This is a genomic window from Glycomyces sp. NPDC047010 (assembly GCF_040644205.1).
In the GTDB taxonomy this organism is placed as follows: Bacteria; Actinomycetota; Actinomycetes; order Mycobacteriales; family Micromonosporaceae; genus Glycomyces.
This window is the reverse complement of the sequence record NZ_JBEYVY010000003.1, coordinates 357,393-379,232: the sequence shown is the minus strand read 5'-3', so window position 1 is coordinate 379,232 and position 21,840 is coordinate 357,393. Positions and strand designations below refer to the sequence as shown.

General features: G+C 70.3%; 20 protein-coding genes, 2 pseudogenes and 1 riboswitch. Of the genes and pseudogenes, 19 read left to right on the top strand and 3 right to left on the bottom strand.

The features are described from left to right. Window positions 1–5: 5 nt before the first annotated feature. The 15 genes and pseudogenes from AB0A65_RS08195 (at window position 6) to AB0A65_RS08125 (ending at window position 13,694) form a co-directional block, all read left to right on the top strand. Window positions 6–1,010: an NAD(P)H-dependent glycerol-3-phosphate dehydrogenase gene (locus AB0A65_RS08195; RefSeq protein ID WP_359948178.1), complete on the top strand. Its 1,005-nt coding sequence runs from the start codon at window positions 6–8 to the stop codon at window positions 1,008–1,010. Next, the gene (locus AB0A65_RS08190; RefSeq protein ID WP_359948175.1) at window positions 1,003–2,064 is read left to right on the top strand and encodes a D-alanine--D-alanine ligase family protein; all 1,062 of its coding nucleotides are present in this window, start codon (window positions 1,003–1,005) and stop codon (window positions 2,062–2,064) included. The genes AB0A65_RS08195 and AB0A65_RS08190 overlap by 8 nt, the downstream gene beginning before the upstream one ends. Before the next feature lie 197 nt (window positions 2,065–2,261). Continuing rightward, the gene (gene rpsD, locus AB0A65_RS08185; protein ID WP_359948172.1) at window positions 2,262–2,867 is read left to right on the top strand and encodes a 30S ribosomal protein S4; all 606 of its coding nucleotides are present in this window, start codon (window positions 2,262–2,264) and stop codon (window positions 2,865–2,867) included. A 324-nt stretch (window positions 2,868–3,191) separates the two neighbouring features. Next, window positions 3,192–3,413: a translation initiation factor IF-1 gene (gene infA / locus AB0A65_RS08180; RefSeq protein WP_026929479.1), complete on the top strand. Its 222-nt coding sequence runs from the start codon at window positions 3,192–3,194 to the stop codon at window positions 3,411–3,413. 26 nt (window positions 3,414–3,439) lie between these two features. Next, window positions 3,440–3,556: a 50S ribosomal protein L36 gene (rpmJ, locus tag AB0A65_RS08175; protein ID WP_359948168.1), complete on the top strand. Its 117-nt coding sequence runs from the start codon at window positions 3,440–3,442 to the stop codon at window positions 3,554–3,556. A gap of 171 nt (window positions 3,557–3,727) precedes the next feature. After that, a complete protein-coding gene (rpsM, locus tag AB0A65_RS08170; protein WP_359948165.1) occupies window positions 3,728–4,102 on the top strand; it encodes a 30S ribosomal protein S13 in 375 nt (124 codons plus the stop codon). Between the two features lie 11 nt (window positions 4,103–4,113). After that, window positions 4,114–4,512, top strand: a complete 399-nt coding sequence (rpsK, locus tag AB0A65_RS08165) for a 30S ribosomal protein S11 (RefSeq protein ID WP_136529806.1) — start codon at window positions 4,114–4,116, stop codon at window positions 4,510–4,512. Between the two features lie 83 nt (window positions 4,513–4,595). After that, complete coding sequence (locus AB0A65_RS08160; RefSeq protein ID WP_359948161.1) at window positions 4,596–5,642, top strand: DNA-directed RNA polymerase subunit alpha; 1,047 nt, start codon at window positions 4,596–4,598, stop codon at window positions 5,640–5,642. 67 nt (window positions 5,643–5,709) lie between these two features. After that, window positions 5,710–6,103, top strand: a pseudogene (gene rplQ, locus AB0A65_RS08155) (50S ribosomal protein L17); the annotation flags it as partial. A gap of 54 nt (window positions 6,104–6,157) precedes the next feature. Beyond that, window positions 6,158–6,988: a tRNA pseudouridine(38-40) synthase TruA gene (truA, locus tag AB0A65_RS08150; RefSeq protein WP_359948711.1), complete on the top strand. Its 831-nt coding sequence runs from the start codon at window positions 6,158–6,160 to the stop codon at window positions 6,986–6,988. After that, on the top strand, window positions 6,985–8,226 hold the full coding sequence (locus AB0A65_RS08145) for a DUF2786 domain-containing protein (RefSeq protein WP_359948158.1): 1,242 nt from the start codon (window positions 6,985–6,987) through the stop codon (window positions 8,224–8,226). Before truA ends, AB0A65_RS08145 begins: the two co-directional genes overlap by 4 nt. 65 nt (window positions 8,227–8,291) lie before the next feature. After that, window positions 8,292–9,344 carry a glycerophosphodiester phosphodiesterase family protein gene (locus AB0A65_RS08140; protein WP_359948155.1) on the top strand — a complete coding sequence of 351 codons (1,053 nt, stop codon included), beginning with the start codon at window positions 8,292–8,294 and terminating at the stop codon, window positions 9,342–9,344. A 149-nt stretch (window positions 9,345–9,493) separates the two neighbouring features. Then, the gene (locus AB0A65_RS08135; RefSeq protein ID WP_359948152.1) at window positions 9,494–10,957 is read left to right on the top strand and encodes a von Willebrand factor type A domain-containing protein; all 1,464 of its coding nucleotides are present in this window, start codon (window positions 9,494–9,496) and stop codon (window positions 10,955–10,957) included. A gap of 242 nt (window positions 10,958–11,199) precedes the next feature. After that, on the top strand, window positions 11,200–12,645 hold the full coding sequence (locus AB0A65_RS08130) for a cytochrome ubiquinol oxidase subunit I (RefSeq protein WP_359948149.1): 1,446 nt from the start codon (window positions 11,200–11,202) through the stop codon (window positions 12,643–12,645). Then, the gene (locus AB0A65_RS08125) at window positions 12,645–13,694 is read left to right on the top strand and encodes a cytochrome d ubiquinol oxidase subunit II (protein ID WP_359948708.1); all 1,050 of its coding nucleotides are present in this window, start codon (window positions 12,645–12,647) and stop codon (window positions 13,692–13,694) included. The genes AB0A65_RS08130 and AB0A65_RS08125 overlap by 1 nt, the downstream gene beginning before the upstream one ends. A gap of 101 nt (window positions 13,695–13,795) precedes the next feature. On the opposite strand, the gene AB0A65_RS08120 is transcribed toward AB0A65_RS08125, so the two are convergent. Together AB0A65_RS08120 and AB0A65_RS08115 are read right to left on the bottom strand one after the other, a co-directional pair. Further along, complete coding sequence (locus AB0A65_RS08120; protein WP_359948146.1) at window positions 13,796–14,824, bottom strand: proprotein convertase P-domain-containing protein; 1,029 nt, start codon at window positions 14,822–14,824, stop codon at window positions 13,796–13,798. Window positions 14,825–15,034: 210 nt separating this feature from the next. Then, complete coding sequence (locus tag AB0A65_RS08115) at window positions 15,035–16,003, bottom strand: hypothetical protein (protein WP_359948144.1); 969 nt, start codon at window positions 16,001–16,003, stop codon at window positions 15,035–15,037. 162 nt (window positions 16,004–16,165) lie between these two features. On the opposite strand from AB0A65_RS08115, the gene AB0A65_RS08110 reads away from it, so the two are divergent. After that, window positions 16,166–16,783: a methyltransferase gene (locus AB0A65_RS08110; protein ID WP_359948141.1), complete on the top strand. Its 618-nt coding sequence runs from the start codon at window positions 16,166–16,168 to the stop codon at window positions 16,781–16,783. 143 nt (window positions 16,784–16,926) lie between these two features. Here AB0A65_RS08110 and AB0A65_RS08105 read toward each other — a convergent pair whose 3' ends face one another. Then, window positions 16,927–19,026, bottom strand: a complete 2,100-nt coding sequence (locus AB0A65_RS08105) for an RICIN domain-containing protein (protein ID WP_359948138.1) — start codon at window positions 19,024–19,026, stop codon at window positions 16,927–16,929. A 221-nt stretch (window positions 19,027–19,247) separates the two neighbouring features. Further along, window positions 19,248–19,354: riboswitch (TPP riboswitch) on the top strand. A gap of 152 nt (window positions 19,355–19,506) precedes the next feature. Here AB0A65_RS08105 and thiE point away from each other — a divergent pair. The 3 genes and pseudogenes from thiE to thiS form a co-directional block, all read left to right on the top strand. Next, window positions 19,507–20,067, top strand: a pseudogene (gene thiE / locus AB0A65_RS08100) (thiamine phosphate synthase); the annotation flags it as partial. Window positions 20,068–20,408: 341 nt separating this feature from the next. Then, on the top strand, window positions 20,409–21,650 hold the full coding sequence (gene thiO, locus AB0A65_RS08095) for a glycine oxidase ThiO (RefSeq protein WP_359948135.1): 1,242 nt from the start codon (window positions 20,409–20,411) through the stop codon (window positions 21,648–21,650). Then, the gene (gene thiS / locus AB0A65_RS08090) at window positions 21,647–21,838 is read left to right on the top strand and encodes a sulfur carrier protein ThiS (RefSeq protein WP_359948132.1); all 192 of its coding nucleotides are present in this window, start codon (window positions 21,647–21,649) and stop codon (window positions 21,836–21,838) included. Before thiO ends, thiS begins: the two co-directional genes overlap by 4 nt. The last annotated feature ends 2 nt before the right edge of the window (window positions 21,839–21,840 follow it).

Genomic DNA, 21,840 nt, shown 5'->3' with positions numbered 1-21,840 from the left:
CCGTGATGGGAGCCGGTTCGTGGGGGACCGTCTTCGCCAAGATCCTCGCCGACGCCGGGACGCCGGTCACCATCTGGGCGAGGCGGGAGTCCGTGGCGGCGGCGGTGAACACCGGCCACCGCAACCCCGACTACTTCCCGGACATCGAACTGCCGCGGCTCGTCTCGGCCACCAGCGACCCCGCCGAGGCGCTCGCGGGCGCCGACCTCGTGGTCCTGTCCGTGCCGAGCCAGACCCTCCGCGGCAACCTCGCCGCCTGGTCGGGCCTGCTCGAACCGCAGTCGACGCTCCTGAGCCTCATGAAGGGCATCGAACTCGGCACGACCGAGCGCATGACCGAGGTCATCGCCGAAGTCACCGGCGCCGCCGAGTCGCGCATCGCGGTCCTGTCGGGCCCGAACCTGGCCCGCGAGATCGCCGAGCAGCAGCCGACCGCCTCGGTCGTCGCCTGCATCGACCACGGCCGCGCCGTGGACATCCAGAAGGCCGTCACCACCGGCTACTTCCGGCCGTACACGAACACCGACGTCGTCGGCTGCGAACTCGGCGGCGCCGTCAAGAACGTCATCGCGCTCGCCTACGGCATGGCCGCCGGGATGGGCATGGGCGACAACACGAAGGCCACGATCATCACCCGCGGCCTCACCGAGACCACCCGCCTGGGCGTGCGCCTCGGCGCCGACCCGGCCACGTTCGCCGGGCTCGCGGGCCTCGGGGACCTCGTCGCCACCTGCTCCTCGCCGCTGTCGCGCAACCACACCTTCGGCGAGCAGCTCGGCCTCGGAGCAACCCTGGAGGAGGCCGCGCGCGTCACCAAGCAGACCGCCGAGGGCGTGAAGAGCTGCCGCTCGATCACCGACCTCGCCCGGAAGGTCGGCGTCGAGATGCCCATCTGCGACGCCGTCGAACGGGTCTGCCATGAGGGGCTCGACCCCAGAGCCGCGGTCGCCGAACTCATGGGGCGCGAGACCAAACCAGAAATCGACAGTTTGAGGTCCGACAATGACTAAACCGACCGTCGCCGTCTTCTTCGGCGGGCGCAGCGTGGAGCAACCAGTCTCGTGCGCCTCCGGCTCCGGGGTCGCGAAGGCGCTGCGCGAACGCGGCTTCGACGTGACCTCCATCGGCATCACCCGCACCGGCGAATGGGTCGAACTGCCCGCCGACTCCCTCTTCGCGATCGACGCCGCCGACGCCCTCCCCGAGGTCACCGCCGAGGCCGGCAAGTCCGTCGCCGTGGACCTCGGCCCCGGCTCGCGGCCGATCGCCGACGTCGCCTTCCCGGTCCTCCACGGCCCCTACGGCGAGGACGGCACCATCCAGGGCCTCTTCGAGATGGCCGACCTGCCGTACGTCGGCTCCGGCGTCCTGTCGAGCTCCCTGTCCATGGACAAGGAGTTCTCCAAGCGGCTCCTGGCGGCCGAAGGCGTCCCGCAGGGCGCGTTCGCGGTCCTCAAGCCCGGCGAGGAACTCGACGCGGACGCCGTCGTCGAGAAGCTCGGCCTGCCGATCTTCGTCAAGCCCGCCCGCGCCGGCTCCAGCCTCGGCATCAGCCGGGTCAAGGCCGCCGCGGACCTTGCCGACGCGGTCGCCAAGGCCCGCGAGGTCGACGAGAAGGTCGTCTTCGAGGCGGCGTTCCTCGACGTGCGCGAGATCGAGATGGGCGTGCTCGAAACGCTCGACGGGGACCTGGACGTCACGTTCCCGCTCGAAGTCCTCGCGATGGGCGAGGAGGGCTGGTTCGACTTCGACGCCAAGTACCTCGACAACCCCGAGCCGTTCAACCTGCACCCGGACTACCCCGAGGGCGTCGCCGAGCGCGCGCAGGAGCTGGCCCGCAAGGTCTTCCGGCTCCTCGACTGCCGCGACCTCGCCCGCGTCGACTGCTTCCTGGCGCCCGACGGCACGGTCTACCTCAACGAGGTCAACACCATGCCGGGCCTCACGCCGATGAGCGGCGTCCCGCAGGCGTTCGCCGCCGCGGGCGTCTCCTACGGCGACCTCGTGGAGCGCCTGGTCACTCTCGCGGCGGCCCGGGTGGGCGACACGAAGGACGCCGCGTAACCTGGACCCGAGCTCTGTACCGCCTCGGTGGTGCGAAGCGACCGCATCACCGTGTGCGCGCCAGGCCCCGACTGTGCTTCGAAAGACAGCCCCGGGTGCACTCCTGAGCGCGCTACACTCACGCGTTTCTGCACGTCAGGGATGCATTCCGCCTCGTCATATCCTTCGAGGCAACGCATGAATTACTGGAGAGATCATTGCAAGCTAAGGCGAAAGTCAAGCTTTCCCGATCCCTCGGCATCGCTCTGACGCCGAAGGCCGCCAAGTACATGGAGCGCCGTCCCTACCCTCCGGGGCAGCACGGCCGCGGCCGCAAGAAGGAATCGGACTACAAGAACCAGCTGGTCGAGAAGCAGCGTCTTCGCGCGCAGTACAACATCTCCGAGCGCCAGCTGCGGAACGCGTACGCCGAGGCCGTGCGCCGCTCCGGCAAGACCGGTGAGAACCTGGTGAGCCTGCTCGAATCCCGCCTGGACGCCTTCGTGCTCCGCGCCGGGTTCGCGCGCACGATCTACCAGGCGCGCCAGTTCGTCAACCACGGCCACTTCACCGTGAACGGCCGCAAGGTCGACATCGCCTCCTACCGCCTGAAGGCGGGCGACTTCATCCAGGTCCGCAAGAAGTCCCGCGAGACCACGCCGTTCCAGCTCGCCGCCGCCGGCGCGTGGGCCGGCGAGCAGACCCCGGCCTACATCGAGTCCCACCTCGAAGGCCTGATCGCCCGCTTCCTGTCGGTGCCCGAGCGCAAGCAGATCCCCGTGATCTGCGACGAGCAGCTCGTCGTCGAGTACTACTCGAAGTAAAGCCTGAGCGACTGAACGCCGCCGAGGCCGGCCATGCGTCGGCCCGGCGGCGTTCGGACGTCGTTCGAGTGCCGTCCGTCACGGTCAACCCCCTGGTAGGCGGCTCCCGGGCGCGAGTAGACTCGCTCAGTGGTGCAGTGCGTCCCTTGTCGGGTCGCCCCGCGGTCGCACGTCGATCGCACCCGGCGCCCTGTCTCTTCGGGGACTGCCGCACCGTTCTTTCGCCCGCCCGAAGCTCTCAGCCTCGGATGGGCGTGCCAGTAGCTCCGCACACCAGTTCCACGTGCGGGGTTTTCAGACCGAGTTGTCACGGTAGCGGAGGACATGCCGAAAAAAGACGGTGCCATCGAGATTGAAGGCAAGGTCGTCGAGTCCCTCCCGAACGCCATGTTCCGGGTGGAACTCACCAACGGCCACAAAGTACTCGCTCACATCAGCGGCAAGATGCGCCAGAACTACATCCGGATCCTCCCCGAGGACCGGGTCGTGGTGGAGCTCTCGCCGTACGACCTGTCGCGCGGGCGGATTGTCTACCGTTACCGCTGACCTGACGACTACATGAAGTAGGACTCGTGAAAGTCAAGCCGAGCGTCAAAGTGATCTGCAAGAACTGCCGCGTGATCCGCAGGCACGGACGAGTGATGGTTATCTGCTCGACCGACCCGCGTCACAAGCAGCGTCAGGGCTAAGCAGCACACACGCCAGCAGGAAGGCCCCAGAAGGGGAAACCGCCGCCAGTGCGCAAGCACAACCCACGGCTCGGAGGCCGTGGCTCGCATCGCCCGTCAGGGCAGGGGACGAACGAAACCCCGGCGAGAAGGCAGTGGTCAGACCTCCGACAACACTAGGAGTACGCCTCAGTGGCACGCCTGGTTGGAGTGGACCTCCCGCGCGACAAGCGCCTGGAGATCGCACTCACCTACATTTACGGCATCGGCCGCACGCGCTCGCTTGAGACGATCGCCGCGACCGAACTCGACCGCGACAAGCGCGTCAAGGACCTCACCGACGAAGAGCTCGTGTTGCTCCGCAACTACATCGAAGAGCACTTCCAGGTCGAGGGCGACCTGCGCCGCGAGGTGCAGGCCGACATCCGTCGCAAGATCGAGATCAACTGCTACCAGGGTCTCCGTCACCGCTACGGCCTTCCGGTCCACGGTCAGCGGACCAAGACCAACGCCCGTACTCGCAAGGGTCCGAAGAAGACCGTCGCGGGCAAGAAGAAGGCACGTTAGGAGACCATCTGATGCCACCGAAGACTCGCGGCGGTTCCAAGAACCCGCGCGCCAAGAAGAAGAACGTGCCCCACGGGCACGCGCACATCAAGAGCACCTTCAACAACACCATCGTGTCGATCACCGACCCGACCGGTGCCGTGATCGCCTGGGCCTCCTCCGGCCAGGTGGGCTTCAAGGGCTCGCGCAAGTCGACCCCGTACGCCGCGCAGATGGCCGCCGAGGCCGCCGCCCGCCGTGCGATGGACAACGGCATGCGCAAGGTCGACGTCTACGTCAAGGGCCCGGGTTCGGGCCGCGAGACCGCGATCCGCTCCCTCCAGGCCGTCGGCCTTGAGGTCGGCTCGATCAACGACGTCACCCCCCAGCCGCACAACGGCTGCCGCCCGCCGAAGCGCCGCCGCGTCTAACGCGACGCGCTTCAACGGAGCTCTTCAATCCAAGTGTCTAGGCGTCAAATAGCGGGCGCCCCGAACAAAGGAAACATCGCACAGTGCTTATCACTCAGCGGCCCACGCTCACCGAGCAGCAGATCAGCCCGACCCGCTCCAAGTTCACCATCGAACCCCTGGAGCCCGGCTTCGGCTACACGCTCGGCAACTCACTGCGGCGCACGCTGCTGTCGTCCATCCCGGGCGCGGCGGTCACGTCGATCAAGATCGACGGCGTCCTGCACGAGTTCTCCACCATCCCCGGCGTGAAGGAAGACGTCGTGGAACTGGTGCTGAACGTCAAGCAGATCTGCGTCTCCTCGGAGAGCGACGAGCCGGCCACCATGTACCTGCGCAAGGAAGGCCCCGGCGACGTCCTCGCCGGCGACATCCAGCCCCCCGCGGGCGTGCAGGTCCACAACCCCGAGCTCAAGCTGGCGACCCTCAACTCGAAGGGCCGCCTCGACATGGAGTTCGTGGTGGAGCGCGGCCGAGGCTACGTCTCGGCCCCGGCGAACAAGGCCGACACGAACGAGATCGGCCGCATCCCGGTCGACTCGATCTACTCGCCCGTGCTGAAGGTCGCCTACTCGGTGGACGCGACCCGCGTCGAGCAGCGCACCGACTTCGACAAGCTCACCGTCGACGTCGAGACCAAGGCGTCCACGACGCCGCGCACCGCGCTGGCGTCGGCCGGCTCCACCCTGGTGGAGCTGTTCGGCCTGTACCGCGAGCTCGACACCGAGGCCGAGGGCATCGACGTCGGGCCCAGCCCGGCCGACCAGCAGCTGGCCGCCGATCTGGCCCTGCCGATCGAGGACCTCGACATGACCGTCCGGTCCTACAACTGCCTCAAGCGCGAGGGCGTCAACACCGTCGGCGAACTCATCAACCGCACCGAGGCGGACCTGCTCGACATCCGCAACTTCGGGCAGAAGTCGATCGACGAGGTCAAGATGAAGCTCGCCGGCATGGGCCTGAGCCTGAAGGACTCCCCCGGGACCTTCGACCCGAGCGAGGCCGCTGTGGCCTACGGCGGGTCGCCGGTCGCCGAGTCCGACGAGTACGAGGACGACGGCGAAGACCTCCGCGAGACCGAGCAGCTCTAAGAGCCGCGTGAATACGGCGGTCGGTTCCGTAAGACGGCCGGCCGTGTCAAACCAAGAGGAGTAAGAAATGCCTAAGCCCACTAAGGGCCCGCGTCTGGGCGGTTCCCCGGCGCACGAGAAGCTCATGCTCTCGGGCCTCGCGGCCTCCCTGTTCGAGCACGGCAGCATCACCACGACGCTGACCAAGGCCCGCCGCCTGCGTCCCTACGCTGAAAAGCTGATCACGCACGGCAAGAAGGGCACGCTGCACCACCGCCGCCTGGCGCTGGCCAAGCTCCGCAACAAGGACGCCACGCACGACCTGTTCGAGCAGGTCGCCCCGCGCTTCGCCGCCCGCGAGGGCGGCTACACCCGGATCATCAAGGCCGGGAACCGCAAGGGTGACAACGCGCCGATGGCGATCATCGAGCTCGTCGACTAGTACGGCTTCGAACCGCGCGCAGGGCACACGCTCTGCGCGCGGTTCTGTTTTCAGGGCAAGTACGGCACAGCAGTCCACGGGAAGGGATTCCGGCATGGAGGACACGACGCGCCTGCGTCTGGGCGTCGCCTACGACGGGGCCGAGTTCTCCGGCTGGGCCCTGCAACCGGGCCTGCGCACCGTCGCCTCGGAGGTCATCCGCGGCCTCGAACTGCTGTTCCGCGACATCGCCGACTTCACCGTCGCCGGGCGCACCGACGCGGGCGTCCACGCCACCGGGCAGGTCGTCCACGTGGACGTGCCGACCGCGAAATGGGAGGAGCTGCGCGAGCGGCTCCTGTGGCGCCTGCGCGGCATCCTCCCGCCCGACGTGCGCGTCGTGTCCGCTGAAGCCGTGGACCCGACATTCAACGCGCGCTTCGCGGCCCGCTGGCGCCGCTACCGGTACCGGGTCGCCGACGCGGTCTTCGGCGTGACCCCGCTGCGCCGCCTCGACACGCTCGCGTGGCCGCGGCCGCTCGACGTCGGGCGCATGCACGCCGCGTCCCAGGCCCTCCTGGGCGAGCACGACTTCGTGGGCTTCTGCAAGCAGCGCGAAGGCGCCACGACCATCCGCGAACTCCTCCAGTACGACTGGGCCCGCGACGAGGACGGCACCGCCGTCGCCACCGTTCGCGCGGACGCGTTCTGCCACTCCATGGTCCGCAGCCTCGTGGGCGCGTCCCTCGCCGTCGGCGACGGCCGCCGCGACGAAGCCTGGCTCGCCTCGATCCTCACGATCGGCGAGCGCGCCAACGACGTCCACGTCGTCGGCCCCCACGGCCTCACCCTCGTCGAAGTGTCCTACTCGGACGACCCGGGGGACTGGGCGGCCCGCGTGGACCTCACCAGGCGGGTGCGCACCGCCGGACCGGGGGCACAGTGAACCCCGAGGAGCTGAACGCCCTGCCGATCGAGGGCCGCGCCCGGTACGCCGTGCTCGGCGTCCTCCAGCGGGCCATGAGCGCGCGCCTCGACTGGGTCGACGCGGCCTCCGGACTCGAAGGGGCGTCGGACGATCCGCGCTGGCCCGGCGCGCTCGCGCGCGTCTTCGGCGAGCTCGGGGACGACGCGGTGCTGCGCGCCTGGGAGTGGGGCTGGATGCCCCGCGAGGTGACGAGCGCGCTGAAGAAGTCCCTCAGCCCCGAAGCGGCGCGTGCCGGGGCCGTGATGATGCGCGGCCAGCTCGCCCGGTACACCGAGGCGCAGCTCAGCGACCGCTGGATCGCCCACCGCGACGAGCTCGACGCGGCCTCGCCGTACGCGAACGTCGCCGAAGCCGTTGCGGGCCTGGGCCGCTGGGACCGGATCGTCGCGTGGTCGGAGGTGCTCGAAGCGCTCGACTGCGTCGGCGGCCTCCCGAAGATCCCGCGCGTCGAGCCGCTCCCGGGGACGCCCTTGATCGCGCACAAGCTCGGCGTGGCCGAGTCCTCCAAGGAGTACGAGAAGATCCGCGCGCTCCTGGCGAAGGCCGAGTCCACGGACTCGGACGCCGAGGCCGAGGCGTTCACCGCGAAGGCCCAGCAGCTCATCGCCCGCCACAGCATCAACGAGGCGCTCCTGGCCGAGTCGGGGCAGGAGAAGCGCGAGCCCGAGGCGCTGCGCATCGTGGTCGAGCGGCCGTACGAGCAGCCGAAGGCAGAGCTGCTCGCCCAGATCGCCGACGCCAACCACTGCCGCTCGGTGTACTGGGCCGAGGGCGGCTTCATGACGGTCATCGGCGACCGCACGGACCTGCGCTCGGTCGAGCTGCTGTACCACTCGCTGCTGGTGCAGGCGACCGCGGCGATGTCCCGGGTCGGCTCGGTGTCGGCCCGGCGCGGCAAGTCCCAGACGCGGTCGTTCCGGCAGTCGTTCCTCGCGTCCTTCGCGATGCGCATCGGCGAGCGGCTCCGCGAATCCGCCGACGACACCGCCCGCGAGGTCGCCGAGGAGACCGGCACGGACCTCGTCCCGGTGATGCGCCAGCGCGACGACCGCGTCGACGCCCGCACCGACGAGCTGTTCCCGCGCCTGAAGACCGGCCGCTCCACCCGCATCACCAACTACGAGGGCCACCTGGCGGGCCTCGCCGCGGCCGACGCCGCCCGCCTCCACCCCCAGGAGCCGATCGCCCGCCGCTGAGAAACGTCACCGGGGGTCCGGGCGGTGTTCATCCGCGGGTCAGGCCGGTGTCCCAGGCTGAGGCGATGAGACGTTTTCTCACCGCAGGCGCGGTGGCGGTCGTGGCCGCCTCTGCGCTGTTCATCGCCCTCCCCTCGCCCGCCGACGCGCACCCGAAGCGCGACTTCGACCTCCAGGCCCACCGCGGCGGCATCGGGCTCGTCGTCGAGAACACGCTGCCCGCGTTCGCGAACGCGCTCGAACTGGGGGTCAGCACGCTCGAACTCGACGTGCAGATCACCGAGGACGGCCACGCCGTCGTCACCCACGACCGCCGCGTCACCGGCGCGAAGTGCCTCGACACGGCCCCGGCGTTCGCGGGGGACCCCGAGTACCCGTACGTCGGGAAGTACATCGTCAACCTGACCCTCGAACAGGTCCGCACTCTCGACTGCGGGTCCCTCGCCCAGGCGGCCTTCCCCGGGCAGGAGCTGCACCCGGGCGAGCCGATGCCGCTCCTGTCCGAGGTCTTCGACCTGGTGCGCGAGTACCGCGCGAACGGCGTGAAGCTGAACATTGAGACGAAGGTCGAAGCCGGTGCGCCGCAGGAGACCGCGCCGCGGGAAGCATTCGTGGAGACTGTCGTGGCCGACATCCGGGAGGCTCGGATCGGGCGGCAGGTGACGATCCAGAGCTTCGACTGGGGCGCGCTCATGCTCATGGGCGAGACCGCGCCGGAGCTGCCGCTCGTGGCGCTGACGAACATCGACTTCCTCCAGACCGGCAAGCCCGGGGCCTCGCCGTGGCTGGGCGGCATCGACATCGACGACTTCGGGGGCGACCCGATCGCCGCGGTCGACTCGTTCGGCGCGGACGCGTTCTCGCCCGTGCACGGCTCCCCGCAGAACGGGAAGGTCGGCGACGCGAACTACGTGCCGTACGTGACCGAGGCGATGGTGGACCACGCGCACGACTTCGGGATCAAAGTGGTCCCGTGGACCGTGGACGACGAGGCGACCATGCGCAAGCTCATCGACGACGGTGTGGACGGCATCATCACCGACTACCCGGACGTGCTGCGCGACGTGATGAAGGACTACGGCTTCAAACTGCCGAAGAAGTACCGCTCCTGTAGGTGATCATTCCGTTACTCGATCTCGGTTCGGCGACAGGACGGTCCTGTTTGCTCTCCGGACCGTCACGGTTCGGGCGCAACGGGAACCGCAGTGCGAAACAGGCGGTCTCATGGAGGTAGTCCCCGCTACCCCCAAGTGAGAAGGGATCCTCCATGAGACGCCTGCTGAAGGCCGCGATACCCGCGGTGCTCCTCGCCGCCTCCCTCGCCGCGTGCTCCGAACCGGGCGGCGACTCCGCCGTCAGCGACATGGCCGGCGAGGCATCCCCCGGCTACGCCGACCCCGACGGGGCGGAGTCCTACGGCCTGAACGAGGCCGTGGACCCGGACGACGATCCCGAGTCCACGTTCGCCGTCGACGTCGACACCGCCTCCTACGACTACGCGAGAAGGTCCCTTCTGGACGGCGAGCTGCCGCCCGACGACCAGATCCGGCCCGAGGAGTTTGCGAACTCCTTCGACTACGGCTACGAGGAGCCCGCCGGGAACGGCTTCTCCGTCCAGGTCGACCACCAGGAGCTCCCCGAGTGGTACGACTCGGGGGACGCCTCGCAGGTGCTGCGCGTCGGCCTCCAGACCAGGACCGTGCCCCACGCCGAGCGCGCGGACGTCAACCTGACCTTCGTGATCGACGTGTCCGGCTCGATGGAGGGCGACCGCATCGCCATCGTGCGCGACTCGCTCCACATGCTCGTCGACGAGCTGCGGCCGGACGACGCGGTCGCGATCGTCACCTACGAGACCGACTCCGACGTGCTCCTGGAGATGACCGGCGTCGGCGACGGGGAGGAGCTCCACGACGCCATCGACGACCTGGAGGCGCGCGGCTCCACCAACATGCAGGCGGGCCTTGAGGACGGCTACGAGCTGGCCGCCGAGTCGTTCGACGCCGACCGCGACAACCGGGTGATCCTGCTGTCCGACGGCGAGGCCAACGTGGGGCTCACCGAGCACGACGCGATGCTGGAGGAGATCGGCGGCGAGATCGCCGACGGGATCACGCTCCTCACCGTGGGCGTGGGCGACTCCTACAACCAGGAGCTCCTTGAGCAACTGGCGGACAACGGGGACGGCTGGGCCGTGTACTTCGCGTCGGAGAGCGAGGCCGAGGAGGTGTTCTCCGAGCGGCTCACCTCGACGCTCGGCGTCACGGCCGAGGACGCGAAGATCCAGGTGACGTTCGACCCCGACACGGTCGCGGACTACCGGCTCATCGGGTTCGAGAACCGCGCCATCGAGGACGACGAGTTCGAGGACGACTCGGTCGACGCCGGCGAGGTCGGCCCCGGCCACAGCGTCACCGCGCTGTACGCCCTCACCCCGACCGGCGAGTCCGGCGAGTACGCGACGGTCGCGGTGCGCTGGACCGATCCCGAGACCGGCGAGACCGGCACCGCGGAGGCGTCGGTCGACACCGGGTCGGGCGCCGACGGCTCGGATGCGGGCCTGACCACCGCGGTCCTCGCGGCGGCCTTCGCGGAGGCCCTCCGCGGCGGCTCCGAGTTCTCCTGCGCGGACCTCCTCGCCGACGCCGAGGCCCTCGCCGCGGAGTCCGACGACCCGGACGTGGACGAGCTCGCGGAACTGATCGCCGTCGCGGCCGAACTCCAGGGGTAGCATCGCCGGGGCCGGGCGGCGCCCGGCCCCGGATCGAGCCTTCGTCCCGCGCCGTCCGTCCCCGGAATCCCGAAATTGAGCGCGCCGCCTCCCGGCCGCTAGCCGCACGGCTTGCGTCGCAGCGTCTGCGGCATTTCCCCAGGCCCCAGCGTTTTTGAACACGTTCGGAACACATTCGCCGGGCCTTGTGAAAGCTTTCACAAGAACGTGGATCCGGACGTTCGGGCACCTATGTTCAAGGCATGGACGCAACCCAGCTCCTCGCCCAGGCCGCCGAAGCGGCGGCCGATCCCGCGGGCCTCATGCCCGCCCGGCAGCAGATGGCGCTGTCGCTCGGATGGCACATCATCCTCGCGTGCTTCGGCGTCGCCTTCCCCGCGATCATCTTCGTGATGCATCTGCGCGGCATCCGCAAGAAGGACCCGGTCGCCCTCGGCCTCGCGAAGCGCTGGGGCAAGGCCTCGGCCGTGCTCTTCGCGATCGGCGCGGTCTCCGGGACCGTCCTCAGCTTCGAGATGGGCATGCTCTGGCCCGGCCTCATGGGCACCTACGGGGACGTGCTCGGCCTCCCGTTCGCGTTCGAGGGCCTCGCGTTCTTCCTCGAAGCGATCTTCCTCGGCATCTACCTCTACGGCTGGGGCCGCATGCCGCAGAAGCTCCACCTGCTCATGGTGGTGCCCATGGCGATCACCGGCGTCATCGGCACCTACTGCGTGCTCGCCGTGAACGCCTGGATGAACGTCCCCGTCGGCTTCGACATTATCGACGGCGAGGTCACCAACATCGAACCGTGGGCCGTGCTGTTCAACCAGCACGCCTTCATGCAGTTCGCGCACATGTGGGTCGCCGCCTACATGGTCGCCGGGTTCTCCATCGCCGCCGTCTACGCCGCGGGGATGCTCAAGGGCCGCCGCGACCGCCACCACCGGCTCGGGTTCATGGTGCCGTTCGCGTTCGCCACGGTCGCCGCGCTCGCGCAGCCGTTCGTGGGCCACTTCCTCGGCGAGGGCCTGGACGAGCGGCAGCCCTCGAAGCTCGCCGCGTTCGAGCTCGCCCTGGAGACCGACGACGGCGCCTCGCCGCTGCGCCTCGGCGGCGTCGTCATCGACGGGGAAGTCAAGGGCGCCATCGAGATCCCCTACCTCGGGTCGATCATCTCGATGGGCTCGCTCGACCCCGTCCCGGGCTTCGACCAGATCGCCGACGAGGACGAGCCGCCCGTCAACATCACGCACCTCGCGTTCCAGGCCATGATCGGCCTCGGCCTGTTGCTCATGGCCGCGGTCGCCCTCTACTGGTTCCTCAGATGGCGCAAGCGGGACCTGCTCGACAACAAGTGGTTCCTGCGGTTCATGGCGATGACCGGGGTCCTCGCGGTGCTCGCGATGGAGGCCGGGTGGATCGCCACGGAGGTCGGGCGGCAGCCGTGGATCGTCTACGGCGTCATGCGGACCACCGAGGCGGCCGGGGACCACGCGGGGGAGCTGTGGGGGATCTACGGCGGCTCGGTCGTCCTCTACGGCGGGATGACGATCGGTGCGATCGTGGTCCTGCGGTCGATGGCCCGGCGCTGGCGCAAGGGCGCGGGGGACCTGCCGAGCCCGTACGGGCCGCAGTCGCCGCTCGCGAAAGCGGAAGGGCCCGAGGAGATCCGCGACTGCGGCGATGAGAAGGAGGACGCGCGATGATGACCCTTGAGTTCGCCGTCGCCGCGGCGCTGTTCGCCGGGGTCCTGTTCTACGCCGTGCTCGGCGGGGCCGACTTCGGGTCGGGCTTCCACGACCTGGTCTCGGGCGGGAGCCGCCGGGGCGCGGAGGTGCGCACGCTCATCGACCAGAGCATCGGGCCGGTGTGGGAGGCCAACCACGTGTGGCTCATCTACGTGCTGGTGATGTGGTGGACCGGGTTCCCGGAGTCGTTCGCCGCGGCGATGACCACTCTGTACGTGCCGCTGCTGCTGGCGCTCGTCGGGATCGTGCTGCGGGGCGCGAGCTTCGCGTTCCGCAAGTACAGCGAGACGCTCGCGCAGGCGCGGCTGTTCGGGGTCGTGTTCGCGACCTCGTCGGTGCTGGCGCCGTTCTTCCTCGGCACCGTGGCCGGGTCGCTCGCCTCGGGGCGAGTCCCCGAGGGCGGGTACGGGGACGCGTGGTCGTCGTGGATCGCGCCGACGCCGCTGCTGACGGGCGCGATCTCGGTGGGCACGTGCGCGTTCCTGGCCGGGGCGTTCCTGACCGCGGACGCGGCCCGGCGGGGCCGGACGGCGCTCGCCGAGCGGATGCGGCGCCGGTCCATCGCGGTCGGCGCGGCCACGGGCCTGGTCGTCTTCGCGGGGCTCATCCCGATCGAGCACGACGCGCCGACGCTGTGGGAGGGACTGGTCGGACGCGCCGCCCCCGTCATCGCCCTCTCGGCGGTCGGGGGTGCGGCGACATTGGTCCTGCTGTGGCGCAGGCGCTTCGGCCCGGCGCGGCTGACCGCGGTGGTCGCGGTGGCGGCCGTGATGGCGGGCTGGGGGATCGGGCAGTACCCGTGGGTCCTGGTCGACCAGGTCCAGATCACTGAAGCGGCGGGCGCGCGGGCGACCTTGCAGGGCCTCCTGGTGGCCGTCGGCATCGCGGCCGTGGTCGTCGGCCCGGCACTGGGCTACCTGCTGTATCTGACGCAGACCCCGCAGTGGAGCGACCAGGAACCCGAAGGGGCCGAACGCGTCCACTGGAGTGCCAGGCTCAGTGATTGACCACATAGGACATACTTGATTCCGCGGTGGATGGAATGGAGGGCCGGGCGCGCGGTGCGCCCGGCCCTCCGCGCGAGCCCTGGGGGACCGCGGGGGAGTGCTTAGATGCTCAGCGACCAGGAGTTGAACGTGCCGGTCGAGCCGCCCGAGTAGGTGTCGGTCACCAGGAGCGTCCAGGTGCCGGACCTCGCCTCGCTCGACAGGTTGAGGCTGTAGCTGCGGCTCCCGAAGTTGCCGGTGGCCGAGCTCGACGCCTGGACGGTGCGGACCGTCCCGTCGGGCGCCTGGAGCTGCACCTGGATGTCGCCGTAGTACGGGTGGGTGATGCTCACCGTCACCGAGCTGGTGGACGAGGCGGAACCGCTGCAGCTCAGGGAGATCGCGCGGGTGATCGTGCCGCCCTCGGTGATCGTCCCGGCGGTGGTGTTCGAGCCGGAGCAGCCGGTCGGGTCGCCGCCGGAGGAGCCGCAGTAGTTCGTCAGGTGCGACTGGATGGCGGTCTTCTCGGCGGAGTCGATCGTCAGGTCGTACAGGTACTTGACGTGCGTCCACGCCTTGACGTAGTCGCAGCGCACGGAGCTGTTGGAGGGCATCCACTCCGCGGGGTCGTAGTCGCTCTTCGAGGAGTTCGCCGAGGTCGTGGCGATCCACAGCTGCGGCGAGTTGATGTCGTTCGCGAACGCCTGGCGCTCGGCGGTCGTCCACGCCCACGCGCCCGACGCCCACGCCTCGGAGAGCGCGACGACGTGGTCGATGGTGGCGTTGGAGACCGTGGTGGTCCAGGTGTTGTCGAAGTCGGACTGCCAGTTGCCGGAGGTCGGCTGGCAGCCGTCGCTGGTGACGACGTTCTGGCCGTCGCGCTTGAGGATGTACTGGCGGGCGGTGCAGCCGCCCGAGCCGGACACGGACTTCCAGTGCGGGAACAGGTCCCGGTCGTAGGTGGAGCCGTGGGACTCGGCCGCGACGGTGAGCGCGTTCAGTTCGGACTGCGCGGTCGCGGTGGAGGGGATGCCCGGCGGGCGGACGGCCTCGGCCGGGGCGGCGTCGACCGCGAGGAGGCCGAGCAGCGCCAGCGCGGCGGCGGCGAACGCGGCCGTGGCGCGGCGGGTGAGCTGGGACCAGGAAGACATGTGGGACTCCTGAGGCGATGGGGGAAGGTGATGGGGGGAACGGCGATGGGGAACCGGTTGCGGGGCAGGCAGACGGGGAATCGGGTGCATTTGCCTGCTTCGATGTAAACATGGGATCATGGGCTCAGGCAAGGGTTTCGGGCGAATGTTCACGAGCCGGACACGACGGCGCCGCCCGGCCGACGGCCGGGCGGCGTCATTGAATAATCCTTACTGGACTTCGCGGCGGGGGCTCAACTGGTCCACGAACCAGATGTCGAGCACGTCGCCGACGACGGTGCGCACCGCGTCGTTCGCCTCCGTCAGCGCCTCGCCGTCGGTGCGACCGATGACGACGTACATCAGGTAGTGCCCGTACGTGTTGTAGCCCAGCTGGGTGTCGGCGCGGCCGAGCTCCTCGGCGTCGCCGTCGGTGCGCAGTACTGCGAACCCGCCGTCGAGGTCGCTCGCGATGGCGGCCCGGAGCGCTTCGGCCTCTTCGGCGGTGGCGAGGTTGAGGACCCCCGCGGTGGCGGCGTACTCGCCGTCGGGGTTGACGATCGTGGCGCGCGCGGCCTGCGTGCAGTCGGCGTCGGCGAGGAGGTCGGCGAGCTCGTCGAGCCCGGCCTCGGCGCAGTCGGACAGCTCCTCGGCCTGGAGCACCTCGTAGGTGCCGGCCGCCCCGGCGGGCGCGAGCGGCCCGGTGCCGAACAGCTCCTCCGCGGTGAACGGGGCGGCGTCGGTCTCGCGGCTCGCGATCGGGTCGACGACCTCGGGCGCCTCCGACGCGTCATCCACTGAGGACTCCTGGTCGTCGTCGGCCCCTGCGTTCTGCGCCGCCGGGTCCTGCTCGCCCTCGCGGAGCACGATGAACGCGCCCGCCGTGCACGCCGCCGCGACCGCCAGGCCGCTCACCACCGCGAGCGCCACCAGCCACCACTTCGTGCGGCGCCGCGCGCGCTGGGCGGCGCGGCGCAGGGGGCGCGAAGCGTGGATGCTCTCCAGGTGCGCCTCCATCTCCTCCTCCGGGGAGCGCGTCGCGTCGAGTTCGAGCTGCGCGCGCTCCTCCGGACTGAGGCGGACGGTGGGCGCGTTCATCTGCGCGCGCTCGTCGTACCGATCCCAGTCGAATCCCGGTTCGTGCTGGTTCCCTTGTCCCGCCTGCTGCGGGACCCCGAAGGGGGACGGGCCATGTGCCATGTTGGCAGCTTAGCCCCGCACGGGGGCGAAACGGCGAATCGTTCCCCCTGGAGATGGACGGCGCGAGCCCGGTTCATCTCCCCGGGTGACACGTGTGACCCGCGGTTCCCCGCCAGCCGGTCCCGCCGCCGCACCCCGCCCCGGCAGGCGACAATGGTCCGCATGTCCAATGGCCCAGCCGACCAGCCCGAGCACTACTTCAGCGAGCAGCCCGCCGTCGACGACCGCGAGCGCACCATCGCGTTCGACCTCGACGGCGTCGAATACGAGCTGACAACCTCCACCGGCGTCTTCTCCGGCGGCCGCCTCGACCCCGGCACGAGCGTGCTCCTGCACAAGGTCGTCCTGCCCGAGGCCGCCGGCGTCTTCCTCGACCTCGGCTGCGGCTACGGGCCCATCACCAAAGTGCTCGCGCAGCGCGACGACGCCGAGGTCTGGGCCGTCGACGTCAACCGCCGCGCCCTGGACCTGACCCGCCGCAACACCGAGCAGGCCCCGGGCACCGTGCACGTCGCCGTCCCCGAGGAGGTCCCCGCGGACCTGCGCTTCGACGAGATCTGGTCCAACCCGCCCATCAAGGTCGGCAAGGACGCGCTCCACGACCTCCTCGACACCTGGCTCCCGCGCCTCAAGGACGGCGGCGTCGCCTGGCTCGTCGTCTCCAAGCACCTCGGCGCCGACTCCCTCGCGCGCTGGCTCACCGAACGCGGCTGGACCGTGGACAAGCACGCGAGCGCGAGGGGCTACCGGGTCCTGCGGGTGGACCGGGCCGAGGCGTAGCGGAACGGGGTGCCTTTGCTTTGAAAGCAAAAGCACCCTGCCTCAAGAACTATTTTGCTTTCAAAGCAAAGCCATGCCGGAAACTTCCTTTGCTTTGAAAGCAAAGGGACCGGCGGGGCGCCCAAGGCGCCCCACCGCCCTGCTTACTGGATGCCCTCCTTCACGAGCCGCCACTGCTGGCAGGCCGCGCCGTTGGCGGTGTACTGCTGCGCGACTGCACCATCTGCCGTCGAGCAGCCGTCGATCTCAAGAAGCTTGCCGCTGTTGGCGTTCGCGAACGTCCAGTAGCCGCCGCTGGTCGCGGCCGTCCACGACTGGGTCGCGTGGCCGGTCGAGCCCCACTGGACGGCGTCGACACCGTCGGCGGTCTGCGCCGAGGGGATCTCCAGGAGCTTGCCGCTGTTCTGGTTGGCGAACTGGACCGTGGCGCCGCCGGTGACGGTCCACCGCTGGGTCGCATGGTTCGTGTCGCCCCACTGGCCCACGGCCGCACCGTCCGTCGTCAACGCGCTGACGACCTCGAGGTACTTGCCGCTGTTGCGGTTCTGGACCTGGAAGACCGGGTCGAGCGCGGTGCTGCGGTACAGGTGGATCACGTCGAGCTCGGCGAAGTTCGTGGCCTTGGTGAACCGGATCGTGTTGACGCCCGCGTTCAAGGTGACGGACTTCTGGGCCCAACCGAACCGGCCCCAGTCCACGGTGACCGGGTAGCTGATCGAGGAGGCCGTGCCGCCGTTGACGCTGACCGAGTGGGTCGCGGTCGAGCCGTAGCCGTTGTCGTAGCGGACGTTCATCGTGTAAGTGCCCGCGGCGGGAACGTTCACGGTGAACTCGACGTAGTCGCCGGTGTCGTTGATGTTGCCGATCTTCGACCCGTTCGACGCCTGCACGTGGGTGACCGTGGAGACGCTGTTCAGGGTCGCGTTCTCGGCCTCGTACTGGAGGGCGTCGAGCGGGACCGAGCCCACGCGGATGTCGTTCAGGTCCGTGGCCGTGTTCTCGACGTTCACGGCCTGGTAGAGGGTGCGGCCGTCGGCGCCGTAGTCGATGCCCTGGGCGAAGCCGGAGAAGTTCCCGCCCTGAGTGTCGGTGGCGTCGTAGGTGACCGCCATCGGCAGGCGCTCCCAGGGGCCCTCGCCGAGGTTGTAGTTGACGTAGAAGTTCTGGCCGCCGTCGATGTTGCCGCTCGCGTCGAGCGACCACTTCGAGGCCACCACGACCATCCCCTTCGGGCCGCCGCTCGGCACCCACTTCACGTACGGGGAGGAGCCGATGCCGCGGCCGTTCGCGAGCTGGATCGGCGTGCCGATGCTCGTGGTCGAGCCCCAGTTCAGGCCGTCCGCGGAGATCTTGTAGTAGACCGGCGCGGTGTTGTTGGACTGGCTGGGGCGGTTGACGACCTCGAAGGTCGCCATGTAGGTGCCGTTGGGCAGCTCGGTCACCGTGATCATGCCGGGCCGGTCGCTCTGGTTGGTCGGCGCCGAGACGTTGACGAGGGAGCCCCAGGTCTGGCCGCCGTCGGTGGAGCGGCGGTAGGAGACCGCCTGGAGGACGCCGTTCGCCTTCTGGCGCTCGTCGGAGTAGTACGCGACCAGGCCGCCGTTCGCGTCGATCGCGAGCGAGGGCTCCCACACGGTCGTGGTCGTCGACGACGGGGTCGGGTCGTAGACCGCGGGGCCGCCGGTGTCGATGGTGGACAGGTAGCTCCAGCTGGTGCCCTGGTTGGTGCTCTTGTAGACGACCAGGCGGCTGGTGGACCGGTCCTCGGGCATGACCATGCCCGCCAGGAGGATCGTGCCCGCCGTCAGGTTCCCGGTGGTCTCGGTGACCTCGAACAGGAACGGCTGCGCGGTGCGGGTCAGCGCCGGGAACGTGTCGCTCGGGTTCACGTCGGCGACGTGGGTCCAGCTGGCGCCGTCGTTGGTGCTGCGGTAGATCGGGTAGACCTGGTCGCCGTTCTGGAGGACCAGCTGGTCGTACGTGACCAGTTGCGTGCCATTGGAACTGCCGCTGTTCTTGAGCACGATGATCTTGGCGTAGGTGGTCCCGGCGGGCGTGCCGCCCTCGGGGTTGAACGAGCTGCCGGCCGCGGGCGAGTACACCAGCGCGCCGTTCCCGGTGGTGACGGCCGAGGCGGGAGCGGCCCACGCGAGGGACGCGGCCACGGCGGCGGTGAGGAGGAGGACCGCCGCGAGGAGGAGGGCGCCCCCTCTCCGGAGGTCGAGGGGATAGGGGTGTCGCATGAGGAGCTCCCGTTCTTTACAACGTTGTAGTATGGGTGCGGGTCATCGTAAGACCCTTCGGGGCTGGAGGTCAAGCCCCAGGTCACAGGTGCAAAACCGGCCTCAAACGGGCCGCGGAGGGCAATGGCGACAGCCCCGCGGACCCGCGAACCGCCGTGTCCGCTTGCTGACACACCGGTTGCGAAAACCGCTCGCGATGGCGTAGCGTGACCGCCGAACGACGAAACCCGCGGGAGTCCGATGCATCGGGCTGAGAGGGGACTTGGTAGTCCCGACCGTCGAACCTGATCCAGGTCATGCTGGCGCAGGGAGAAGGAGCCTATGCGAGCCATTCGCCTACCCCGACTGCACGTCATCACCGACACCCGCGACTCTGTCGCGGGGGGCCGGATCTCCGAAGCAGGTGCGCCGCAGCGCGAACCGCTCCGGGTTGCCCCCGCCGAGGCGGGCGTACCCGGCTCCGAAGCGGCTGCGCGCCGGCGCGACCCGCTCGAAGCCGTCGCCGCCGCGCTGGCGGCCGGGGCCCGCCTGATCCAGGTCCGCCCCGAGGACCACTACACCGATCGGGCCGCCTTCGACCTCGCCGCCGCCGTCGCGGACCTGTGCGACGCGTACGGGGCTGTATGCCTGGTCAACGACCGCGTCCACATCGCCCAGGCCGTCGGCGCCGACGGCGTGCACCTCGGTGCGGACGACCTCCCGCTCGACGCCGCCCGGCGGCTGCTGCCCGCGGCGATCATCGGCGGGACGTGCCGCGACCCCGAATCCGCGCGCGCGGCCCGGCGGGCCGGTGCGGACTACCTGGGCGTCGGCCCGGTATGGGGGACCACCACGAAAACCGGCCTGCCGCAGCCGATCGGCCTCGCGGGCCTGGCCGCGGTGTGCGCGGCCGTGGACCTCCCGGTGATCGCGATCGGCGGCATCACGGCGGAGCGCGCGGCCCTGTGCAGGGAGGCCGGGGCGCACGGGGTTGCGGTGGTCGGCGCGGTCGCAGCCGCGGAGGACCCCGCCGCTGCTACGGCGGAACTGCTTGCGGCCGTGGGCGAGACGCCCGACGAGCGGCCGGACGGAATGGGCACCGGCGCAGGCGATCGGGCCGCTTGGCGGCCCGTGGCCTTCGGGGCCGGGCGCCGTTCGGCGGGCGTGCCGGAAACGGGCGGCTCCGCGAGTGACCTGGCGGCTTCGCCCACCGTCGACCCCGCGACCGACCCCGCCGTCGCGTTCGGGACCACCGGCCCTGCCGTCGCTATCGGCGCCGCTGATGCTCGGCGCGGCGAGGCTGCGCGCCCGGTCGGGTCCGATGACACTGCGCGCCATCAGGAATCGCCGTCGCCGGAGCCTGATCGACTACTCGACCCCCTGCGAGGGACGGGCGCGGGCTGATGCGCGTGGCCGTCGTCGGTGGCGGCTCGATCGGGCTCGCCGTCGCGTGGCGGGCGGCGCAGGCCGGGGCGGAGGTCGTCGTGTACGACCCGGAGCCCGGGTCGGGGGCGTCCCGTGTCGCCGCCGGGATGATCGCGCCCGTCACCGAGTCGCATTACGGGGAGGCGGCGCTGACGCCGTTCATGGCCGCGTCGGCCGACGCCTGGCCTGCGTTCGCCAGCGAGCTCGAAGCGGCCTCCGGGCTGCCGGTCGGGTTCCGGGACGTCCCCACGGTGGTCGTGGGCATCGAGGACGGTGACCGCGCTGAGGTCGAGCGGCAGACCGCGCTGTACCGCGAGACCGGCCGCGGCGTCGAAGTCCTTGCGGGACGGTCGATCCGGAAGGCCGAGCCGCTGCTGAGCCACCGGGTCCGGGCCGGGGTGCTCGCGACCGAGGACCGGGCTGTCGATCCGCGTGCTGTGCATGCGGCGCTGCTCGTCGCGGCCGAACGCGCTGGCGTCGAGTTTGAGGCGGTCGAGGTCGCCGACCTCCGGGCGCTCGGCGCGGACCAAGTCGCGGGCCGCGGGGCGTTCGGCGCCGACCAGTCTGCGAACCTCGGGGCGTTCGGGGCCGACCAGGCCGTGGACCCCAGGTTGTTCGGGGTCGACGAGGTCGCCATCGCGGCGGGCTGCGGCTCGGCGCGATTCGGGCTGCCGGTGCGGCCGGTCCGCGGGGTCGTGCTGCGGCTGCGCGCCGCCGCGGGGCAGGCCGTGCCGCGGACCACAGTGCGCGGCTACGTGAAAGGCCAGTCGGTGTACATCGTGACCCGCGAGAACGGCGAGGTCGTGGTGGGCGCGACGAGCGACGAGCGCGGCTTCGACCGCACCACCGGCACCGCCGGAGCGGTCCACGATCTGCTGCGGTGGTCGATCGCGCTCGTGCCCGAGATCGCGGAGTACCACCTCGGTGAGGTGACCGTCGGCTTCCGCCCCGGCACCCCCGACAACCTCCCGATCATCGGCCGCCTCGCCCCGGGCCTGGTCGCCGCGACCGGTCACTACCGCAACGGCATCGCCCTGATCCCGGCCACCGCCGACGCGGTCGCCGCGGTCCTCGGCGGCGAAACCCTGGCGTCGATCGCGGCCTTCGACCCGGCGCGGTTCGAGGGCAGCCTTCAGCCCGGGCGTCCGGCGAATCCGGGCGCCCCCGAATCAACAGTGCCTGAAGGGTCCGACAGTCCGAGTGAGCGGGAGGAAACGTGAGCGTCGTCGTCAATGGGGAAGTGCGAGAAGGGGTCGCGACCGTCGCCGATGCGGTGGCGGCCGTGACCGAGGCGCGGCGGGGGATCGCCGCGGCCGTCAACGGGGAAGTGGTGCCCAGGTCGGAGTGGGACCGGGCGCTCGCCGACGGGGACGCCGTCGAAGTCCTGACCGCCACGCAAGGAGGCTGACA